This is a genomic window from Leclercia sp. J807 (assembly GCF_009734465.1).
GTDB lineage: Bacteria > Pseudomonadota > Gammaproteobacteria > Enterobacterales > Enterobacteriaceae > Enterobacter.
Map to the genome: position 1 here is coordinate 4,495,974 of NZ_CP046446.1, position 21,117 is coordinate 4,517,090.

Annotated in this window: 18 protein-coding genes; 6 read left to right on the forward strand and 12 right to left on the reverse strand. The window is 55.5% G+C overall.

Annotated features, from left to right (window positions below; all coding sequences use genetic code 11):
• Nucleotides 1-26: 26 nt before the first annotated feature.
• The 4 genes from wzzE to trxA all read right to left on the reverse strand — a co-directional run bounded on the left by wzzE (nucleotide 27) and on the right by trxA (nucleotide 4,356).
• The gene (wzzE, locus tag GNG26_RS21380) at nucleotides 27-1,073 is read right to left on the reverse strand and encodes an ECA polysaccharide chain length modulation protein (RefSeq protein ID WP_114316406.1); all 1,047 of its coding nucleotides are present in this window, start codon (nucleotides 1,071-1,073) and stop codon (nucleotides 27-29) included.
• A 12-nt stretch (nucleotides 1,074-1,085) separates the two neighbouring features.
• Complete coding sequence (gene wecA / locus GNG26_RS21385) at nucleotides 1,086-2,189, reverse strand: UDP-N-acetylglucosamine--undecaprenyl-phosphate N-acetylglucosaminephosphotransferase (protein WP_103825315.1); 1,104 nt, start codon at nucleotides 2,187-2,189, stop codon at nucleotides 1,086-1,088.
• 240 nt (nucleotides 2,190-2,429) lie between these two features.
• Complete coding sequence (gene rho, locus GNG26_RS21390; protein WP_001054528.1) at nucleotides 2,430-3,689, reverse strand: transcription termination factor Rho; 1,260 nt, start codon at nucleotides 3,687-3,689, stop codon at nucleotides 2,430-2,432.
• 337 nt (nucleotides 3,690-4,026) lie between these two features.
• Complete coding sequence (gene trxA / locus GNG26_RS21395; RefSeq protein ID WP_006179218.1) at nucleotides 4,027-4,356, reverse strand: thioredoxin TrxA; 330 nt, start codon at nucleotides 4,354-4,356, stop codon at nucleotides 4,027-4,029.
• A 144-nt stretch (nucleotides 4,357-4,500) separates the two neighbouring features.
• Between trxA and rhlB the strand changes: the two genes are divergently transcribed.
• Both rhlB and gppA read left to right on the forward strand, forming a co-directional pair.
• Complete coding sequence (gene rhlB, locus GNG26_RS21400) at nucleotides 4,501-5,766, forward strand: ATP-dependent RNA helicase RhlB (RefSeq protein ID WP_103825314.1); 1,266 nt, start codon at nucleotides 4,501-4,503, stop codon at nucleotides 5,764-5,766.
• Between the two features lie 4 nt (nucleotides 5,767-5,770).
• On the forward strand, nucleotides 5,771-7,255 hold the full coding sequence (gene gppA / locus GNG26_RS21405) for a guanosine-5'-triphosphate,3'-diphosphate diphosphatase (RefSeq protein ID WP_156240020.1): 1,485 nt from the start codon (nucleotides 5,771-5,773) through the stop codon (nucleotides 7,253-7,255).
• A gap of 45 nt (nucleotides 7,256-7,300) precedes the next feature.
• On the opposite strand, the gene rep is transcribed toward gppA, so the two are convergent.
• Complete coding sequence (gene rep / locus GNG26_RS21410) at nucleotides 7,301-9,322, reverse strand: DNA helicase Rep (protein ID WP_156240021.1); 2,022 nt, start codon at nucleotides 9,320-9,322, stop codon at nucleotides 7,301-7,303.
• A 112-nt stretch (nucleotides 9,323-9,434) separates the two neighbouring features.
• Here rep and ppiC (GNG26_RS21415) point away from each other — a divergent pair, with 112 nt between their 5' ends.
• Both ppiC (GNG26_RS21415) and ppiC (GNG26_RS21420) read left to right on the forward strand, forming a co-directional pair.
• Nucleotides 9,435-9,716, forward strand: coding sequence for a peptidylprolyl isomerase PpiC (gene ppiC, locus GNG26_RS21415; RefSeq protein ID WP_156240022.1), 282 nt, complete (start codon nucleotides 9,435-9,437; stop codon nucleotides 9,714-9,716).
• Nucleotides 9,717-9,765: 49 nt separating this feature from the next.
• Nucleotides 9,766-10,047 carry a peptidylprolyl isomerase PpiC gene (ppiC, locus tag GNG26_RS21420; RefSeq protein ID WP_004886861.1) on the forward strand — a complete coding sequence of 94 codons (282 nt, stop codon included), beginning with the start codon at nucleotides 9,766-9,768 and terminating at the stop codon, nucleotides 10,045-10,047.
• 86 nt (nucleotides 10,048-10,133) lie between these two features.
• Here ppiC (GNG26_RS21420) and ilvC read toward each other — a convergent pair whose 3' ends face one another.
• Nucleotides 10,134-11,609: a ketol-acid reductoisomerase gene (gene ilvC / locus GNG26_RS21425; RefSeq protein ID WP_114316402.1), complete on the reverse strand. Its 1,476-nt coding sequence runs from the start codon at nucleotides 11,607-11,609 to the stop codon at nucleotides 10,134-10,136.
• 151 nt (nucleotides 11,610-11,760) lie between these two features.
• Here ilvC and ilvY point away from each other — a divergent pair, with 151 nt between their 5' ends.
• Nucleotides 11,761-12,651, forward strand: a complete 891-nt coding sequence (ilvY, locus tag GNG26_RS21430) for an HTH-type transcriptional activator IlvY (protein WP_103181002.1) — start codon at nucleotides 11,761-11,763, stop codon at nucleotides 12,649-12,651.
• 38 nt (nucleotides 12,652-12,689) lie between these two features.
• On the opposite strand, the gene ilvA is transcribed toward ilvY, so the two are convergent.
• The 6 genes from ilvA to ilvL form a co-directional block, all read right to left on the reverse strand.
• Entirely contained in the window at nucleotides 12,690-14,234 is a 1,545-nt protein-coding gene (gene ilvA, locus GNG26_RS21435; protein ID WP_156240226.1) for a threonine ammonia-lyase, biosynthetic, read from the reverse strand.
• A gap of 2 nt (nucleotides 14,235-14,236) precedes the next feature.
• Complete coding sequence (gene ilvD / locus GNG26_RS21440; RefSeq protein WP_156240023.1) at nucleotides 14,237-16,087, reverse strand: dihydroxy-acid dehydratase; 1,851 nt, start codon at nucleotides 16,085-16,087, stop codon at nucleotides 14,237-14,239.
• A 60-nt stretch (nucleotides 16,088-16,147) separates the two neighbouring features.
• Entirely contained in the window at nucleotides 16,148-17,077 is a 930-nt protein-coding gene (gene ilvE, locus GNG26_RS21445) for a branched-chain-amino-acid transaminase (protein WP_103825309.1), read from the reverse strand.
• A 17-nt stretch (nucleotides 17,078-17,094) separates the two neighbouring features.
• The gene (gene ilvM, locus GNG26_RS21450; protein WP_103177473.1) at nucleotides 17,095-17,364 is read right to left on the reverse strand and encodes an acetolactate synthase 2 small subunit; all 270 of its coding nucleotides are present in this window, start codon (nucleotides 17,362-17,364) and stop codon (nucleotides 17,095-17,097) included.
• Nucleotides 17,361-19,007 (reverse strand): acetolactate synthase 2 catalytic subunit, encoded by a 1,647-nt coding sequence (ilvG, locus tag GNG26_RS21455; RefSeq protein ID WP_156240024.1) that lies wholly within the window; start codon nucleotides 19,005-19,007, stop codon nucleotides 17,361-17,363. The genes ilvM and ilvG overlap by 4 nt, the downstream gene beginning before the upstream one ends.
• Nucleotides 19,008-19,146: 139 nt before the next feature.
• Complete coding sequence (ilvL, locus tag GNG26_RS21460; protein ID WP_001311244.1) at nucleotides 19,147-19,245, reverse strand: ilv operon leader peptide; 99 nt, start codon at nucleotides 19,243-19,245, stop codon at nucleotides 19,147-19,149.
• Between the two features lie 343 nt (nucleotides 19,246-19,588).
• Here ilvL and GNG26_RS21465 point away from each other — a divergent pair, with 343 nt between their 5' ends.
• Complete coding sequence (locus GNG26_RS21465) at nucleotides 19,589-21,109, forward strand: YifB family Mg chelatase-like AAA ATPase (RefSeq protein WP_156240025.1); 1,521 nt, start codon at nucleotides 19,589-19,591, stop codon at nucleotides 21,107-21,109.
• Nucleotides 21,110-21,117 lie beyond the last annotated feature (8 nt).

Sequence of the window (21,117 nt, forward strand, 5' to 3'; positions counted from 1 at the left end):
AGGAGCCTTCATCGTAGATGGCGTTCTTAAATTTTGCGACGACGGGTTAATGCCACGCCTGCGCCAATTAAAGCACCCACAATCCCCCACATAATCATCAGGAATGCGCGACGTGGACTATCGCGTTTTACAGGTTCTTCAGGTGTTCGCAAATAACGATAGGTCTGAAAACGCGGGTCCAGTGTCGGACCTACGTTGAGGGTGTTGAGCATGGCGCGGTTCTGGTCGTAATCGAGGTCAAAATCTGGCCCAACGGCCTGCAGATTTTCCAGGCGAGCCTGGAGCATAGGACGACCCAGCAGGAACATTTCAGAATCGGGCAGTTCATCGGCTGGCACGTCGGTTTCGCTGCGCGAGATATTGCTCTTTTCAGCAATCTTCAGCGCCTGATCGATGTTATGCACCCGGCGATTAAAGATGGCTTTGGCCACCTCTTCCTGACGTTTGACCTGCGCTTTCATCTGCACGGTACGTGCCGCCCAGGCGCCTTTCAGCTCATCATTAAGATGGCTTGCCGCGCGCTGGCTGGCAAAAGCGACATACTGACGCAGCAGGTTGTTAGCATCCGGCGCCGTTTCAGCGATCAGCTTGACGCTGTCGTTGATGTTGCGCAGCGGATCGCCCGCCATAAACTGGATGTTGTTGATCAGCTCATCCAGCAGGGCGGCATCGGCTTTGCTGTTGCCGACCATTCGCTGTTTGAAATAGTCGGTCTGGTTCCAGAAATCGCGGCGCGTATCCCAGGAGGCGAGCTGCATAACAAACTCTTTGTAGGACTCGTCCATTACCGAGGACTGGTCGGCGGTTGCAGGATTCGCTTTTACATCCAGATTCCGCAAAAACTGTTGCTGAGAGTAGAAGCCTCCGAGCATGTTCACTGTTGGACGGTCGGTAATCGCCGTCGCGCTCCACTCTTGTCTGGCGAAAAAGGTATAGGCCAGGGCGATAAGTGCAAAGCCCAGCGCAATGCCTGCAATCCAAAACTTGCCCGCCCACAACACGCGGAACAAGCCACGAACATCCAGCTCATTCTCAGTTACCACTGATTTTGCTCCCGCCAACGGTTGAGTCATTACAGTCCCGATTTACTTAGTTAAAGTTGGGTTGTTGCCATTATTTCTACGCATACGGCGTTTTACGCGTTTAATAAAGCGCGCCACTTTCCATGCGCGTTTAATACAGTAGCCGTACAGGAAAAATGCTAGCAAGAATAATACCAACATTACCCATTCAGGAATGAAATGTGCATATTCTGCGGCAACGCCAATGCCAGCTAACAGCGCAGCGGCCAGCGTAATCAAGACAAATGCCTGACGTGAGGTGAAGCCGGCGCGCATAATAAGATGGTGAATATGCTGGCGGTCCGGGGAGAAGGGACTCATGCCTTTACGCAGACGGCGGTACATAATTGCCACCATATCCATCAGCGGAATGGCGATGATCCACAGGGCTGTCACCGGACTGATTGGATGGGTATTACCCTGGGTGGTTTCCAGCAGGATCCAGATAACGGTAAAGCCAATCAGCGTACTTCCGGCATCACCCATAAAGACTTTGTAGCGACGCCCTAGAACACCGAGGTTAAGGCAGATATAAGGCAGAATGGCGGCGATCATCGCGAAGCACCACATCGACAGGCTGTATTGGCCGTCGAACCAGAGGATGATGCCGATAGCCGCGAAGGAGACGCTGGAGAGCCCGCCAAGCAGACCGTCAATGCCGTCTACCATGTTAAAGGCGTTAATCGCCGCCCACACGGCAAATAACGTCAGGAAGTAGCCGAATGGCCCCAGTACCATCTCCCAGGTGCCAAAAATGTAGCCAAGGCTGCTGAGATACAATTTCCCCACTACCATCATGATGACGCCGATAGCCGCCTGAACCGCGGCGCGGAATTTGACGCTGATGTCGTATCGGTCGTCCAGTGCCCCAACCAGCACCAGCACACCGGCGCAGGCCAGATAGAGTGCTGCATGAGGAATGTAATAATCCGCAATGGCGAAGGTGAAGCAGATACCCGCGTAAACAGAGATCCCACCAACCAGCGGAATCAAGCCTTGATGGCGTTTACGATAATTGGGTTTATCCACCAATCCGATTCTCTTCGCGACCTTACGGGCGAGGAATAAAAAGCAGGTGGTGAAAAGAAAAATACTGATTAGCTCAGTCACCGCAGTGAGTAGATTCACAATGGATGCTCTCAAAAAATGTTAATCCCGAAAGTATAACCTTGAAGGCTCGGCTCCAGAAGGAAAAAGCAGGCTTCGCCCAAGTCCCTTTGTTTATTTTTCAGACAATTACTTTTCTACTTTGACGAACATTCCGATTTTCGTCCCTGGCAGAATAATTTGACAGCTTACAATTACAGCGTATAAGCCATAAAAGAAAAACGCCACGTAAAAACGTGGCGTTTCGGCGCTTTATTTATATTACGAGCGTTTCATCATATCGAAGAAATCATCGTTAGTTTTCGTCATCGCCAGCTTGTTAATGAGGAATTCCATCGCGTCGATTTCACCCATTGGATGGATAATTTTGCGCAGGATCCACATTTTCTGCAGCTCTTCCTGAGTGGTGAGCAGCTCTTCTTTACGGGTACCGGAACGGTTGTAGTCGATAGCCGGGAAGACGCGTTTTTCAGCGATTTTACGCGACAGGTGCAGTTCCATGTTGCCTGTACCTTTAAACTCTTCGTAAATCACTTCATCCATCTTCGAACCGGTGTCGATCAGCGCGGTTGCGATGATGGTCAGGCTACCGCCCTCTTCCACGTTACGCGCAGCACCGAAGAAACGCTTCGGACGATGCAGGGCGTTGGCATCCACACCACCGGTCAAGACTTTACCGGACGCCGGAACCACGGTGTTATAGGCACGCGCCAGACGGGTGATGGAGTCGAGCAGGATGATAACGTCTTTCTTATGTTCAACCAGACGCTTCGCCTTCTCGATAACCATTTCAGCGACCTGAACGTGGCGGGAGGCAGGTTCGTCAAAGGTCGAAGCAACAACTTCACCTTTCACCAGACGCTGCATCTCGGTCACTTCTTCCGGACGTTCGTCAATCAGCAGTACCATCAGTACGCAGTCTGGGTGGTTGTAAGCGATGCTCTGCGCGATGTTTTGCAGCAGCATGGTTTTACCCGCTTTTGGCGGAGCGACAATCAGACCACGCTGGCCACGACCAATTGGCGAAGCCAGATCCAGAACGCGAGCGGTTAAGTCTTCGGTAGAACCGTTACCACGCTCCATGCGCAGGCGAGAGTTCGCGTGCAGCGGCGTTAAGTTTTCGAACAGGATCTTATTGCGCGAGTTTTCTGGTTTGTCGTAGTTAACTTCGTTAACTTTCAACAGCGCAAAGTAGCGTTCACCCTCTTTAGGAGGACGAATCTTACCTGAAATGGTGTCACCAGTGCGGAGGTTGAAACGGCGGATTTGGCTGGGAGAAACGTAGATATCATCAGGACCGGCGAGGTAGGAGCTGTCTGCAGAGCGGAGGAAACCAAATCCGTCCTGCAATATCTCCAGCACACCGTCGCCAAAGATATCTTCGCCACTCTTTGCGTGCTGCTTCAGGATGGCAAAAATGATGTCCTGCTTGCGCATACGAGCCTGGTTTTCCAGCCCCATATTTTCGCCGAGAGTGATCAGCTCAGAAACCGGCGTATTCTTTAATTCGGTAAGATTCATAATGGTGTGGGTTCTTAAACTCGGGGTAATACTCGAACTTAATTTGTGAATGGTATGGCAGGGTCATCCATGCCTGTTAACGGCTATCAACTCATGTCTGTTCGCTGTCTGCTCACAGGGAAAGCACAGAACTGAAACGACAAGACGGATTGAGTGACAAGCCCGGAATCTATCCACTTCTCGCGCTGTTTATGTCAACAACGGGAAGTATCGGGTAAAACAAGATTCAAACAACAAGGTATGTTTAAAACGAAGTCATAGCTAACTTAGCACGACTCAAGCCGGGCGTCCAGAGATCCAAACAATTTAGAAACCCTGGACGCACAGACGAGAAGCCTTACGCCAGATTGGCGTCCAGGAACTCTTTCAGCTGACCTTTGGACAGTGCGCCCACTTTAGTCGCTGCCACTTCACCGTTCTTAAACAGCAGCAGAGTCGGGATGCCGCGGATGCCATATTTTGGCGCGGTGCCCGGGTTCTGGTCGATGTTCAGTTTAGCCACGGTCAGTTTGCCCTGATATTCGTCGGCGATCTCATCCAGAATCGGGGCGATCATTTTGCAAGGACCACACCATTCAGCCCAGAAATCGACGAGGATCAGCCCGTCAGCTTTAAGTACGTCCGTGTCAAAACTGTCGTCAGTCAGGTGAATAATTTTATCGCTCATATATAACTCCACAGGAATAAGCCTGGCGCGTTGATCTCGCATCCATCAACGACCTGTTGATGTAGCATTAACCAACTAAAGGTTGACTTTATTTCACCGGATACGCTTTCGTAAAGCAATAGTAAGCTGATATTCTACCACACTATGAGCAAAACACATTTAACAGAACAGAAGTTTTCCGACTTCGCCCTGCACCCAAAGGTGATTGAAGCCCTTGAAAATAAAGGGTTTCATAACTGCACGCCCATTCAGGCTCTCGCCCTTCCGCTGACGCTGGCGGGTCGCGACGTTGCAGGGCAGGCGCAAACCGGTACCGGCAAAACGATGGCGTTTTTAACGTCAACGTTTCATTATTTACTCTCTCATCCGGCAATTGCTGACCGTAAAGTTAACCAACCGCGCGCGCTGATTATGGCACCGACGCGAGAACTGGCGGTACAGATCCACGCTGATGCAGAACCCCTGGCGCAAGCTACCGGCCTGAAACTCGGCCTGGCCTACGGCGGTGACGGTTATGACAAACAGCTGAAAGTGCTGGAAAGCGGCGTCGATATTCTGATCGGCACCACCGGCCGTCTTATCGATTACGCTAAGCAGAACCACATTAACCTCGGCGCTATCCAGGTTGTGGTACTGGACGAAGCCGATCGCATGTACGATCTCGGCTTTATTAAAGATATCCGCTGGCTGTTCCGCCGCATGCCTGCCGCTAACCAGCGTCTGAATATGCTGTTCTCGGCAACGCTCTCTTATCGCGTCCGTGAACTGGCGTTCGAACAGATGAACAACGCCGAATATGTCGAAGTGGAACCGGAACAGAAAACCGGCCACCGTATTAAAGAAGAGCTCTTCTACCCTTCTAACGAAGAGAAAATGCGTCTGCTGCAGTCGCTCATTGAAGAAGAGTGGCCGGATCGCGCGATCGTTTTCGCCAATACCAAACACCGCTGTGAAGATATCTGGGGCCACCTGGCTGCGGATGGACACCGTGTTGGTCTGTTGACGGGCGATGTCGCACAGAAAAAACGTCTGCGCATTCTTGAAGAGTTTACCCGTGGCGATCTGGATATTCTGGTTGCAACGGATGTCGCTGCGCGCGGTCTGCACATTCCGGCGGTTACGCACGTCTTCAACTATGACCTGCCGGATGATTGCGAAGATTACGTTCACCGTATCGGACGTACCGGTCGTGCGGGTGCCAGCGGGCACTCCATCAGCCTGGCCTGTGAAGAGTACGCGCTGAACCTGCCAGCAATTGAGACCTATATTGGCCACTCAATTCCGGTCAGCAAATACAACCCGGAAGCGCTGTTGAGCGAACTTCCACCGCCGAAGCGCCTGACCCGCGCGCGTTCTGGCAATGGTCCGCGCCGTAACAGCGCACCGCGTAATCGTCGTCGTTCAGGCTAAAAATATGCTCCGGTCTACCTCGCTCTATGCAGCTATTGATTTAGGTTCGAATAGTTTTCATATGCTGGTTGTACGCGAGGTGGCGGGCAGTGTTCAAACGCTGACGCGTATTAAGCGCAAGGTCCGCCTCGCGGCGGGCCTGAGTGCTGATAATCACCTCTCTCCAGAAGCCATGGAGCGCGGCTGGCAATGTCTGCGCCTTTTTGCCGAACGCCTGCAGGATATCCCTTCTCAGCAAATCCGCGTTGTCGCTACCGCAACCCTGCGTCTGGCGGTGAATGCCGGTGAATTTATTGCCACGGCCCAGCAGATCCTCGGCTGCCCGATACAGGTGATCAGTGGTGAAGAAGAAGCCCGCCTGATTTATCAGGGAGTAGCGCATACCACGGGCGGTGACGAGCGTCGTCTGGTGGTGGACATCGGTGGCGCAAGCACTGAGCTGGTCACCGGTAATGGCGCCCAGGCGACATCCCTGAACAGCTTATCGATGGGTTGTGTCACCTGGCTTGAACGCTACTTCACCGATCGCAATCTGGCGCAAGAAAACTTTGATGACGCGGAAAAAGCCGCGCGCGAAGTGCTGCGTCCGGTGGCGGATGAGCTGCGTTATCACGGCTGGAAAGTCTGCGTCGGTGCTTCCGGCACCGTTCAGGCGTTGCAGGAAATCATGATGGCGCAGGGGATGGATGAGCGCATCACGCTGGCGAAACTTCAGCAGTTAAAACAGCGCGCGATCCTCTGCGGTCGCCTGGAAGAGCTGGAAATTGAAGGGCTCACCCTTGAGCGCGCGCTGGTCTTCCCGAGCGGGCTGGCGATCCTGATTGCCATTTTCACCGAACTGAATATTCAGTGCATGACCCTTGCGGGCGGCGCACTGCGGGAAGGGCTGGTCTACGGCATGCTGCATCTGGCGGTCGATCAGGATATTCGCGACCACACGCTGCGCAACATCCAGCGCCGGTTCATGATCGATATTGAACAGGCGCACCGGGTAGCGAATCTGGCGACACGTTTCCTCGATCTCGTCGAAAATGAGTGGCATATTGAGCCCATCTGCCGCGAATTACTGCTTAGCGCCTGCCAGTTACATGAAATGGGCCTGAGCGTCGATTTCAAACAAGCGCCGCTACACGCGGCGTATCTGGTGCGCAATCTCGATTTGCCCGGCTTTACCCCGGCGCAAAAGAAACTGTTGGCCACACTGCTGTTAAACCAGACCAACCCTGTCGATCTCTCTTCGCTCCACCAGCAGAACGCGGTTCCGCCGCGCGTGGCGGAACATCTGTGCCGCCTGCTGCGTCTGGCGATCCTCTTTGCCAGCCGTCGCCGGGACGATCTGTTGCCGGCCATCACGCTGAAGGCGGAAGGAGAGAAACTGACGCTAACCTTGCCGGAAAACTGGCTGGAGACGCATCCGCTGGGTGCCGAAATGCTGGTACAGGAGTCCCAGTGGCAGAGCTACGTGCACTGGGCGCTTGAGATTCATTAATTACGACGATATGCCCGGTAGCGCTACGCATACCGGGCCTTCAGACTAGCGGTTTTTCGCTTTTTCCATCATGGCGCGAATATTGGCGATGCTGGCCTGCCCCTTGTGCATCCGCTCTTCGGCGGTAATGACCTTACGTTCCTGCTCCCAGAGCACATCATCCTGCGGTAACTCCAGCAGGAAGCGGCTCGGCTCCGGACGCACCAGCTCTCCATACTGACGTCGCTCCTTACACAGCGTAAATGTCAGCTCTTTTTGCGCCCGCGTGATGCCTACATAGGCCAGACGACGCTCTTCATCGACGTTATCCTCATCGATACTACTCTGGTGCGGCAGTAAGCCCTCTTCCATGCCCACCAGATAGACATACGGGAACTCAAGCCCCTTCGAGGCGTGCAGGGTCATTAGTTGCACCTGATCCGCCTCTTCTTCGCTTTCGCCGCGCTCCATCATATCGCGCAGGGTAAAGCGGGTAACCACTTGGGTCAGGGTCATCGGTTCATCGATCTCCGTCCCTTCCAGCATCTCAGTCATCCAGCTGAAGAGCTGGTTGACGTTCTTCATCCGCATCTCGGCCGCTTTCGGGCTGGCGGAAGTTTCATACAGCCAGGATTCATAGTCGATGCCGCGGATCAGATCCCGCACCGCATTAATCGGCTCCCGCTCGCTGAGCTGCTGGATCTCGCGCAGCCAGTGGGTAAAGCGGGTCAGCGATTCATAGCCACGCCCGGTTAAGGTCTGGCTCAGACCCATATCGAAACTGGCCGTTAACAGGCTCTTGTTGCGGGTCATCGCCCACTCGCCTAGTTTTTGCAGCGTCGCCGGGCCAATCTCGCGCTTCGGCGTATTGACGATCCGCAGGAAAGCGCTGTCATCGTCCGGGTTGGTCAGCACGCGCAGGTAGGCGAGCAGATCCTTGATTTCCGGGCGCGAGAAGAACGAGGTTCCGCCGGAGATTTTGTACGGGATGCGGTTCTGCATCAGCATCTTTTCAAAGACGCGCGACTGGTGATTTCCGCGATAGAGAATGGCGTAATCTTTGTAGTTGGTTTTGTTCACGAAGTGATGGGCAATCAGTTCGCCCGCCACGCGCTCGGCTTCGTGATCTTCATTGTTGGCGCTGAGCACCTTCAGCTCCGTGCCGTATCCCAGTTCGGAAAAGAGGCGTTTTTCAAACACATGTGGGTTATTGGCGATCAGGATGTTAGCCGCCTTCAGAATACGCCCGGATGAGCGGTAGTTCTGCTCCAGCTTGATCACCTGCAGCGCCGGGAAGTCCTTACTGAGCAGGACCAGGTTCTGTGGACGAGCGCCGCGCCAGGAGTAGATCGACTGGTCATCGTCACCCACCACGGTGAAACGCGCCCGCTGACCCACCAGCAGTTTCACCAGCTCGTACTGGCTGGTGTTGGTGTCCTGATATTCATCCACCAGCAGATAGCGGATCTTGTTCTGCCAACGCTCACGCACCTCTTCATTGCTTTGCAGCAGCAGCGTAGGCAGCAGGATCAGGTCGTCAAAGTCGAGCACATTGCAGGCTTTGAGATGATCGTTATACAGGCTGTAGCAGTGGGCGAAGATCCGATCCCGCTCCCCTTTGGCGCTTGCGGCGGCCTGGGCAGGGCTCATCAGATCGTTTTTCCAGTTTGAGATCGTGGAGATCAACTGCTGCAGCACCACTTTGTCATCTTCGATCAGCCCTTCGGTAAGCTCTTTCAGCAACGCCACCTGATCGGTATCGTCAAAAAGGGAGAAGTTCGACTTCATGCCCAACGCCGCGTATTCGCGCTTAATGATATCCAGACCCAGGGTATGGAAGGTGGAGATCATCAGGCCGCGGGCCTCTTTGCGCCCTAACGTCTGCCCGACACGCTCTTTCATCTCGCGCGCCGCTTTGTTGGTAAAGGTCACCGCGGCAATGTGGCGTGCCTGATAGCCGCAGCCGCGGATCAGGTGAGCGATTTTGTTGGTGATGACGCGGGTTTTACCGGAACCCGCCCCTGCCAGCACCAGGCATGGTCCAGTAACGAATTCGACCGCTTGTTGTTGTCCAGGGTTTAAACGCATGGGAATATTGCTCAATCTTCGAACGGGGTGGGGATTGTAGCAGAAAGCCGGGCGCAGATTTACCGGCTAATGATAAAGTGAACAAAACGCGATTAACCCCGAGAGCAGAACCATGAAAAAGAGCGCAGCGGCCCTGCACATTCTGGTAAAAGAAGAGAAGCTGGCGCAGGAGATCCTCGCCAAACTGGAACGTGGCATCAGCTTCGATCATCTGGCGAAGCGCTACTCTAAATGTCCCTCCGGGCGCAGCGGCGGCGATTTAGGGGAATTTAAGCAGGGTGTGATGGTGGGCCCTTTCGATGAAGCGGTTTTTAGCTGCCCGCTGCTGAAACCCTACGGCCCGGTCAAAACGAAGTATGGCTACCATATCATTAAGGTGCTGTATCGCCGCTAACGCGTGGTATATTGCGCCCCGATTTAACTCAACCCTTCAAGGCACGATCATGGCAAAAACAGCAGCAGCACTGCATATTCTTGTTAAAGAAGAGAAACTGGCTCTGGATCTTCTGGAGCAGATTAAAAACGGCGCCGACTTCGGCAAGCTGGCGAAGAAGCACTCTATTTGCCCGTCAGGCAAACGCGGCGGCGATCTGGGTGAATTCCGCCAGGGTCAGATGGTCCCGGCGTTCGATAAAGTGGTCTTCTCCTGCCCGGTGCTGGAGCCAACCGGCCCGCTGCACACCCAGTTCGGTTACCACATCATTAAAGTGCTGTACCGCAAATAAAAAGCCGGGTGGCGGCTTCGCCTTACCCGGCCTACTTGATACAGCTTTGTAGGTCGGGTAAGCGCAGCGCCACCCGACATGAGGTTTTAGCCTGCTACCGCGATACGTTTCATATCGGTCATATAGCCACGCAGCTTCTGACCCACTTTCTCGATCTCGTGGCTGCGAATCGCTTCGTTCACGTCACGCAGCTGGGCATTATCTACCGCACCTTCGGCAATCGCTTTGCCCAGATCGCCTGGCTGCAGGGTGGTCATGAACTCTTTCAGCAGCGGTACGCAGGCATAAGAGAACAGGTAGTTACCGTATTCAGCGGTATCGGAGATAACCACGTTCATCTCATACAGACGCTTACGGGCGATAGTGTTCGCGATCAGCGGCAGCTCGTGCAGGGATTCATAGTACGCAGACTCTTCGATGATGCCGGAATCCACCATGGTTTCGAACGCCAGCTCAACGCCCGCTTTCACCATCGCAATCATCAGAACGCCTTTATCGAAGTACTCCTGCTCGCTGATTTTGCCTTCATACTGTGGCGCAGTTTCGAACGCGGTTTTACCGGTCTCTTCGCGCCAGGTCAGCAGGTTTTTGTCGTCGTTGGCCCAGTCGGCCATCATGCCGGAAGAGAACTCACCGGAGATGATGTCGTCCATATGTTTCTGGAACAGCGGCGCCATGATAGTTTTCAGCTGCTCGGACAGTGCAAAGGCACGCAGCTTCGCCGGATTAGACAGGCGATCCATCATCAGGGTGATGCCGCCCTGCTTCAGCGCTTCGGTGATGGTTTCCCAGCCGAACTGAATCAGTTTTTCCGCATATGCCGGGTCAGTACCCTCTTCCACCAGCTTGTCGAAGCAGAGCAGAGAACCGGCCTGCAGCATGCCGCACAGAATGGTCTGCTCGCCCATCAGGTCAGATTTCACTTCGGCCACGAAGGAGGACTCCAGCACGCCCGCACGGTGGCCGCCGGTAGCTGCTGCCCATGCTTTCGCGATCGCCATCCCTTCGCCTTTCGGATCGTTTTCCGGGTGAACCGCGATCAGGGTCGGCACACCGAAACCACGCTTGTACTCTTCACGCACTTCGGTACCCGGGCATTTTGGCGCCACCATCACGACGGTGATGTCTTTACGAATCTGCTCGCCCACTTCAACGATGTTGAAGCCGTGGGAATAACCCAGCGCCGCGCCATCTTTCATCATAGGCTGTACGGAACGCACAACGTCAGAGTGCTGTTTGTCTGGCGTCAGGTTAACCACCAGATCCGCCTGTGGAATCAGCTCTTCGTAGGTACCCACTTTGAAGCCGTTTTCGGTCGCTTTGCGCCAGGAAGCACGCTTCTCAGCAATCGCTTCTTTACGCAGGGCGTAGGAGATATCCAGGCCGGAGTCGCGCATGTTCAGACCCTGGTTCAGGCCCTGGGCGCCACAGCCGACGATGACCACTTTCTTACCCTGAAGGTAGCTTGCGCCATCGGCAAATTCATCGCGCGCCATAAAGCGGCATTTGCCCAGCTGCGCCAGCTGCTGGCGCAGGTTCAGTGTGTTGAAGTAGTTAGCCATGGTGATACCTCGTGATGTTGTGTGTCTTATTGTTCGGTTCGCTGTTCAGCGAGAATGTACCCACATTACAACAGGAAATTTATTGCGGAAATTGATATATTCACAACGTCACGTTGCAATATTTGCAATGTAAAAAGGGGGAGTGGAATCGGTGGATTTACGCGATCTAAAAATGTTTCTGCATCTGGCGGAAAGCCGCCATTTTGGCCGCAGCGCACGGGCGATGCATGTCAGCCCCTCCACGCTTTCCCGCCAGATCCAGCGTCTGGAAGAGGATCTCGGCCAGCCGCTGTTTGTGCGTGATAACCGCACGGTGACACTCACCGAAGCGGGGGAAGAGTTGCGTACGTTTGCCCAACAGACGTTATTGCAGTATCAGCAGCTGCGCCACACCATCGACCAGCAAGGGCCCTCTCTGTCCGGCGAGCTCCACATCTTCTGCTCGGTGACCGCCGCCTATAGCCATCTTCCCCCCATTCTTGACCGCTTCCGCGCGGAGCATCCCTCGGTTGAAATTAAACTCACCACCGGCGATGCCGCCGATGCGATGGAAAAAGTGGTGACGGGTGAAGCGGATCTGGCCATTGCCGGCAAACCGGAAACCCTGCCGGGGGCTGTGGCCTTCTCGATGCTGGAAAATCTGGCGGTAGTGCTGATTGCCCCGGCGCTGCCCTGCCCGGTGCGTAATCAGGTGTCGGTGGAGAAGCCCGACTGGTCAACGGTGCCCTTTATCATGGCCGATCAGGGGCCGGTGCGCCGTCGCATTGAGCTGTGGTTCCGTCGTCAGAAAATCAGCAACCCCTCCATTTATGCGACAGTGGGCGGCCATGAGGCGATGGTCTCAATGGTGGCGTTGGGCTGCGGCGTGGCGCTGCTGCCGGAAGTGGTGCTGGAGAACAGCCCGGAGCCGGTGCGTAACCGCGTGATGATTCTGGAGCGCAGCGACGAGAAAACGCCGTTTGAGCTTGGCGTCTGCGCACAAAAAAAGCGGCTGCATGAGCCGCTTATTGATGCGTTCTGGAAGATATTGCCGAACCACTAAAGCCGGGTGGCGCTGCGCTAACCCGGCCTACGACTCACCTAACCCGCCAGGAAGAACCTGAACGCCGGGTTGTGGGTTTCGTCGTGACACTCATAGCCCAGCTCGTTCAGCCGCGTTTCGAAATCTGGCTCGTGCTCGCCCAGTTCAAACGCCGCCAGTACCCGACCATAGTCGGTGCCGTGGCTGCGGTAGTGGAACAGGGAGATGTTCCAGTGCGTGCCCAGGGTATGCAGGAACTTCAGTAGCGCGCCGGGGGACTCCGGAAACTCAAAGCTGAACAGACGCTCCCGTAACGGTTTAGACGGACGCCCGCCTACCATGTAGCGCACGTGCAGCTTCGCCATCTCGTCGTCGGAGAGATCCACCACGCTGTAGCCACCTTCATGCAGCAGGCTGAGGATCTCTTTGCGCTCTTCCAGACCGCGGCTCAGGCGCACGCCGACAAAAATGCAGGCATCTTTAGCATCGGCAAAGCGGTAGTTGAACTCTGTTACCGAACGGCCGCCCAGCAGCTGGCAGAACTTGAGGAAGCTGCCCTTCTCTTCCGGGATGGTCACCGCCAGCAGGGCCTCACGCTGCTCACCCAGCTCGCAACGCTCGGAAACGTAGCGCAGGCCGTGGAAGTTTACGTTAGCGCCGGAAAGGACATGGGCCAGACGCTCGCCGCGAATATTGTGCTGGGCGATATATTTTTTCATCCCCGCCAGCGCCAGCGCGCCAGACGGCTCTGCCACCGCGCGCACATCCTCGAACAGATCTTTCATTGCCGCGCAGATGGCATCACTGTCGACGGTGATGATGTCGTCGAGATACTCCTGGCAGAGACGGAAGGTTTCATCCCCGATGCGTTTCACCGCCACGCCCTCGGCAAACAGTCCAACGCGCGGGAGATCGACCGGATGCCCGGCATCCAGCGCCGCCTTCAGGCAGGCAGAGTCTTCCGCTTCCACGGCAATCACCTTGATTTGCGGCATCAGCTGTTTGATGAGTACCGCCACGCCCGCCGCCAGGCCACCGCCGCCGACCGGCACAAATACGCGGTCGAGATGGGCATCCTGCTGCAGCAGCTCCAGCGCCAGCGTCCCCTGACCAGCAATCACCATCGGGTGATCGAACGGCGGCACCCAGGTAAATCCCTGCTGCTGTGCCAGCTCGATCGCTTTGGCTTTCGCTTCGTCAAAATTGGCACCGTGGAGCAGCACTTCACCGCCAAAACCCCGTACCGCATCCACTTTGATATCTGCCGTGGCAACCGGCATTACAATCAGCGCTTTTAACCCCAGACGCGCAGACGAGAACGCCACGCCCTGGGCATGGTTGCCCGCAGACGCCGTGATCACACCACGCGCTTTTTGCTCGTCGGTCAGCCCGGCCATCATCGCGTAGGCGCCGCGCAGCTTAAAGCTGTGTACCGGCTGACGGTCTTCACGTTTTACCAGAATGACGTTATCGAGGCGCGCCGAGAGCTTGTCCATTTTTTGCAGCGGCGTGACCTGCACCGCTTCATAGACCGGTGCACGTAGCACCGCCCTGAGATACTCCGCCCCCTCAGGGGCGGCGGATAAGGGTTGGGATTCGGCCATCATTAGCCCCCGAGTTTAGATTTATCGCGCACTGCGCCTTTATCTGCACTGGTGGCGAGGGTCGCGTAAGCGCGCAGGGCGAAGGAGACTTCACGCTGGCGATCTTTCGGCGTCCAGGCTTTATCCCCACGCGCTTCCTGCGCTTCGCGGCGGGCCGCAATTTCCTGGTCGCTCAGTTTCAGCTGGATACCGCGATTCGGAATGTCGATTTCGATCAGGTCGCCATCTTCGATGATCGCAATGTTGCCGCCGCTGGCTGCTTCCGGCGAAACGTGGCCGATAGAGAGACCAGAGGTGCCGCCGGAGAAGCGACCATCGGTGATCAGCGCACAGGCTTTACCGAGGCCCATGGACTTCAGGAAGGTGGTCGGGTAGAGCATCTCCTGCATTCCCGGCCCGCCTTTCGGCCCTTCGTAGCGGATCACCACGACATCGCCTTCGACCACTTTGCCGCCGAGGATCGCTTCTACCGCCTCGTCCTGGCTCTCGTAGACTTTTGCCGGACCGGTAAATTTCAGGATGCTGTCATCCACGCCTGCGGTTTTAACGATACAGCCGTTTTCCGCAAAGTTGCCGTACAGCACTGCCAGGCCACCATCTTTGCTGTAGGCATGTTCCAGCGAGCGGATACAACCTTCAGCGCGATCGTCATCCAGAGTATCCCAGCGACAATCCTGCGAGAATGCCTGGGTGGTACGGATACCGGCCGGACCGGCGCGGAACATTTTTTTCACTGACTCATCTTTGGTCAGCATCACGTCATACTGATCCAGCGCCTGCGGCAGCGTCAGGCCCAGCACGTTTTTCACGTCGCGGTTCATCAACCCGGCGCGATCCAGCTCACCGAGGATCCCCAGCACGCCACCGGCACGGTGAACATCTTCCATGTGGTATTTTTGCGTGCTTGGCGCAACCTTACACAGCTGCGGCACCTTGCGTGAGAGCTTGTCGATATCACTCATGGTGAAATCGATCTCCGCTTCCTGCGCGGCGGCCAGCAGGTGCAGAACGGTGTTAGTGGAACCACCCATAGCGATATCCAGCGTCATGGCATTTTCAAATGCCGCTTTGCTGGCGATATTGCGCGGCAGCGCGCTGGCATCGTCCTGCTCGTAGTAGCGTTTGGTCAGCTCAACGATGCGTTTACCGGCATTGATAAACAGCTCCTTACGATCGGCGTGGGTCGCCAGCAGCGAGCCGTTACCCGGCTGAGATAAGCCCAGCGCTTCGGTCAGGCAGTTCATCGAGTTGGCGGTGAACATCCCGGAGCAAGAGCCGCAGGTCGGGCACGCTGAACGTTCAACCTGTTCGCTCTGCTCGTCGGAGACTTTCGGGTCCGCGCCCTGAATCATCGCGTCAACCAGGTCGAGCTTGATGATCTTATCGGAGAGCTTGGTTTTACCCGCTTCCATTGGGCCGCCGGAGACGAAGATCACCGGAATGTTCAGGCGCAGGGAGGCCATCAGCATCCCTGGGGTGATTTTGTCGCAGTTGGAGATACAGACCATGGCATCGGCACAGTGGGCGTTCACCATGTACTCCACCGAGTCGGCAATCAGCTCGCGCGACGGCAGTGAATAAAGCATGCCCCCGTGCCCCATTGCGATCCCGTCATCCACGGCGATGGTGTTGAACTCTTTCGCCACGCCACCGGAGGCTTCAATCTGCTCGGCAACCAGCTTCCCGAGGTCGCGCAGGTGCACGTGGCCCGGCACAAACTGGGTAAAAGAGTTGACCACGGCGATAATCGGTTTCCCGAAGTCGGCGTCGGTCATTCCGGTGGCGCGCCACAGCGCGCGGGCACCCGCCATGTTGCGGCCGTGAGTGGTGGTGGCGGAACGGTACTTAGGCATGCGTTATTTACTCCCGTCTATCTGGTAAATGGGACGGTGCGTGCCGTCCCATATTTATGCTTATGGATTAACCTGGTCCAACCAACCCCATTTATCTTCGGTTTCGCCGGTGAAGAGGCCGAAGAAGGCTTCCTGGATACGTTTAGTGACCGGGCCACGGCGGCCTTCGCCGACCTGAATGCCGTCAACGCTGCGTACCGGGGTGATCTCTGCTGCGGTACCGGACATGAACACTTCATCGGCCAGGTACAGCGATTCACGGGACAGCACCTGCTCGCGCACTTCAATGCCAAGATCCTGTGCCAGTTTGATAATGGCGTCGCGGGTGATACCCGGCAGGGCGGAAGAGGTGAATGGCGGAGTGAACAGAACGCCATCTTTCACTTCAAACAGGTTTTCACCTGCGCCTTCAGAGATGTAGCCGTTCACATCCAGGGCGATACCTTCCTGATAACCGTGACGGCGCGCTTCGCTGCCTACCAGCAGGGAGGAGAGATAGTTACCGCCCGCTTTGGCTGCGGTCGGGATAGTGTTTGGCGCCACACGGTTCCAGGAGGAGACCATCGCATCGATCCCCTGTTCCAGCGCTTCGGCGCCCAGGTATGCTCCCCACGGGAACGCGGCGATGATCACATCGGTGGTGTAACCGGCTGGCGGGTTGACGCCCATACCCACATCACCCACGAAAACCAGCGGACGAATATAGGCGCTGGTCAGGTTGTTTTTACGCAGCACCGCGCGGCAAGCTTCCATCAGCTCGTCGACGCTCTGAGATACAGGGAAGCGATAAATTTTGGCTGAATCACGCAGACGTTGCATGTGTTCACGATGACGGAACACCACCGGGCCTTTGTGTGAGTCGTAGCAACGGATACCTTCAAATACAGACGTACCGTAGTGAAGCGCGTGGGACATCACGTGGACTTTAGCGTCCTCCCAGCGAATCATCTCACCATTGGACCAAATGAAATCAGCTTTTTTCGTCGTCATTTTTCTTCCTTTTGCGCTCAGGCGCGGATTTGTTGTGTTTGTGATGAAGCGGCACGCTGCTGGATATCAACCCGGGCGACGTCGACAAGTTTGCTCAACTGGCTAAACAGTAATTCGACGGGGCGCTGACTGGCAACGGTCAATTCAATATTTATGTTCTGCGCGTCGGTGGCGGTTTCCATGTTCATCGAACAGATCTGGAACCCACGATGGCGCACCACGCGCAATACACGTTCTAACGTTTCCGGGTTGAAGCGAGCCTGAACGGCGACCTGATGTTGCATCATGATAATTTCTCCAGCATTTGTGAGTTACTGGCGCCGGGCGGCACCAACGGCCAGACATTCTCAAGCTCGTCGATTGAGACATGAAGCAGGTAAGGCCCCTTGCTTGACAACATTTCATCAAGTGCCGCTTCAACCTGGTCTTTACGGGTGATGTGCTGGCCAGGGATGCCAAAGGCGCTGGCCAGAACGAGGAAATCGGGGTTATCGGTCAGGGTGGTTTCGCTGTAACGCTCCTGGAAAAAGAGCTGCTGCCACTGGCGAACCATGCCTAAACGTTGGTTATCCAGCAGTACGATCTTAACCGGCAGTTGCTTACGCTTGATGGTGCCCAGCTCCTGGACGTTCATCATGAAGGAGCCGTCACCGGAGATACAGATGACCGTATCGTCCGGGCGCGCCACCTGGGCACCCACCGCGGCAGGCAAGCCAAAGCCCATCGTGCCTAAGCCGCTGGACGTGATGAAATTTTCCGGGCGCGTGTAGGTCATGTGCTGGGCTGACCACATCTGGTGCTGGCCCACGTCGGTAGTGACTACGCTGTCGGCTGGCTTACAATCCGACAGCTGTTTCAGCAGCAGCGGCGCATAGATAGCGTCACCCGGATGGTCATAGCGCCAGGCATGTTCGCGGCGCATTGCTGCCGCATGCTGACGCCATGCGTCAATCGCTAAGGGCTGTTGTAACGCAGGCAGCAGCGCGTTGAGATCGCCCTGCAAAGCCACATGCGCCTGACGGAGCTTGTTCATCTCTGCCGGATCGATATCCATATGAATGACTTTTGCATTCGGCGCGAAGGTATTCAGCTTGCCGGTGACACGATCGTCAAAGCGCGCGCCCACAGCGATCAACAGGTCGCACTCCTGCACCGCGAGGTTGGCCGCTTTCGTGCCGTGCATCCCCAACATACCCAGATAGTACGGGTAGTCGGCATCCACCGCGCCCAACCCTTTCAATGTGCAGGTCGCGGGCATTTGGGTAACCGCGATAAATTCACGCAGGGCTGGAACGGCCTGCGCCATCCCAACACCGCCGCCCACGTAGAGGATTGGCTTTTGCGCGTGGGCCAGCATCTGACTCGCTTCATCTACTTCGGTATGCGGGAAATCATCAGCATTCTCAACGGTAGAGAAGTGGGGCTCCAGTTCGCCCAGCGCAACCTGAATATCTTTAGGAATATCAACCAGAACAGGACCAGGACGGCCTGAGTTTGCCACCTCAAATGCCTCCGCCATGACGCGAGGCAGCTCTTCGAGTGACTGGACGAGGAAGCTGTGTTTCGTACACGCCAGTGACAAACCGAGGACGTCCACTTCCTGGAAAGCGTCGGTGCCGATGAAGGGAGAGGCAACCTGACCGGTGATGGCCACAACGGGAACGGAATCAAGCAGTGCGTCAGCCAGACCGGTGATCAGGTTGGTTGCGCCAGGGCCAGAGGTCGCCATACAGACGCCGGTTTTCCCTGTAGCACGCGCATAACCGATGGCCGCCATTGCTGCGCCCTGCTCGTGTCGGCACAACAGATGTTCCACGCCGCCGTCATACAGAGCATCGTAAATCGGCATAATTGCACCACCCGGGTAACCGAATACTGTCTCGACTCCCTGCGCCCGCAACGCATGTACTACCCATTGTGCGCCATTCATAGTTAGTTCCCCGTCGTAAATCGGGAGAAACAGAATATTATGCTATTACTCATCATCTGCTCCTCGCTTATGTTTTAAGGTCATAAAAAAACCCCCGGACCTTTCGGTGCGGGGGTCTTAGTTCGTTAAGGCTTGATTATTAAGCCTTTCCTCGTCCAAGTGCAGCCCCGCACGGTGGGATAATAATCACCACCACGCTAATCACGACCAGGCTAATCACTCGTAGAAGGGCTGTCATTTGCTGTTCTTTTTGCATCTTGTTCGAAGGAATACCTAAAGAGTTATCACAGATATCGAATTAAACACAACATTTTTTTATAATTAATTTGATTATTACGCTAATAGTTCAGATAAAAATCATTGTTTTTTATGACAAAAATAGAAAATGAATTATTTTCATTTTTTCCTGGGCAATCGCTGTGAGAAGACAAGCTTATTACCCTTTTTGCGAGCAGGCTTCCATGATGATGAAAACATTGCAATTCAGGGAAAATAATCAGGAACAGGCCGCGTAAAAACGCGAACTGACGGTAAAAATCGCATCGGGCAGATGACATAGTGGCACGACAAGGAGGCGATTTATGTCATTGTCGGTTGTCTATACCCGCGCTGCATTAGGCGTTGAAGCACCGCTTATTTGCGTCGAAGTTCATCTCAGTAATGGCCTGCCTGGCCTGACGCTGGTCGGCCTGCCCGAAACCACCGTCAAGGAGGCCAGAGACCGGGTACGCAGCGCGATCATCAATAGTGGTTATACCTTCCCGGCCAAAAAAATCACCATCAATCTGGCCCCAGCCGATCTCCCTAAGGAAGGCGGACGATACGATTTACCTATCGCCATCGCGCTTCTCGTCGCCTCTGAGCAGCTCTCCTCCACCAGGATAAGCGCATATGAGTTTGTGGGTGAGCTGGCGCTTACAGGCGCATTAAGAGGGGTTCCTGGCGCGATATCTGGCGCTCTGGCGGCTATACGCGCCGGGAGAGAGATTATCGTCGCCAGAGATAATGCTGCAGAAGTCAGCCTTATTGAAGAAAAAGGCTGCCTGGTTGCTGAACATCTGCAGGAGGTATGCGCTTTTCTTGAGGGGCGTCATGAGCTGGCCGCGCCCGTTGGGGAGCCGTTTGTTGCCGAATATAACGAGTGTGACATCAGCGATATCATCGGCCAGGAACAGGGTAAGAGGGCGCTGGAGATCACCGCAGCCGGTGCGCATAACCTGTTGCTCATTGGCCCACCCGGCACCGGCAAAACCATGCTCGCGAGCCGGCTCAACACTCTGCTGCCGCCACTCAGTAACCATGAGGCGCTGGAAAGCGCGGCTATCGTAAGCCTGGTCAGCGCCACATCAATGTATAAACAATGGCGTCAGCGCCCTTTCCGGGCCCCGCATCATAGTGCCTCGCTGGTAGCCATGGTGGGTGGAGGCGCAATCCCTGCGCCAGGAGAGATCTCACTGGCACATAACGGCATCCTGTTCCTGGACGAATTGCCCGAGTTTGAGCGTCGCGTACTGGATGCCTTACGCGAGCCCATCGAATCCGGACAAATTAATATCTCCCGCACCCGCGCCAAGATCAGTTATCCGGCACGCTTCCAGCTTATCGCCGCCATGAACCCCAGCCCAACGGGGCACTATCAAGGCAATCATAATCGCTGCTCGCCCGAGCAGACGCTGCGCTATCTGGGTCGCTTGTCCGGGCCATTCCTCGACCGCTTCGATCTATCGCTCGAGATCCCACTCCCGCCGCCAGGCTTGCTAAGCCAGGCGCATAAAACGGGAGAATCAAGCCTCACCGTGCGAAACCGAGTGATTGTCGCGCAGGAGAGGCAGCTGGCGAGGCAGAATAAACGTAACGCGCATCTCGACAACGCAGAGATCCGCACCTTTTGCCGGCTAGCGGCAGACGACGCGCTGTGGCTGGAGGAGACACTTACCCACTTTGGTCTGTCAGTACGTGCGTGGCAGCGGTTGTTAAAAGTTGCCCGTACTATTGCCGATCTGGAGGAGTGTGAAAATATTGAACGCAGGCATCTACAGGAAGCGCTGAGCTATCGCGCTATTGACCGCCTGCTGTTACACCTGCAAAAGATGCTGGCATAAAAAAAGGG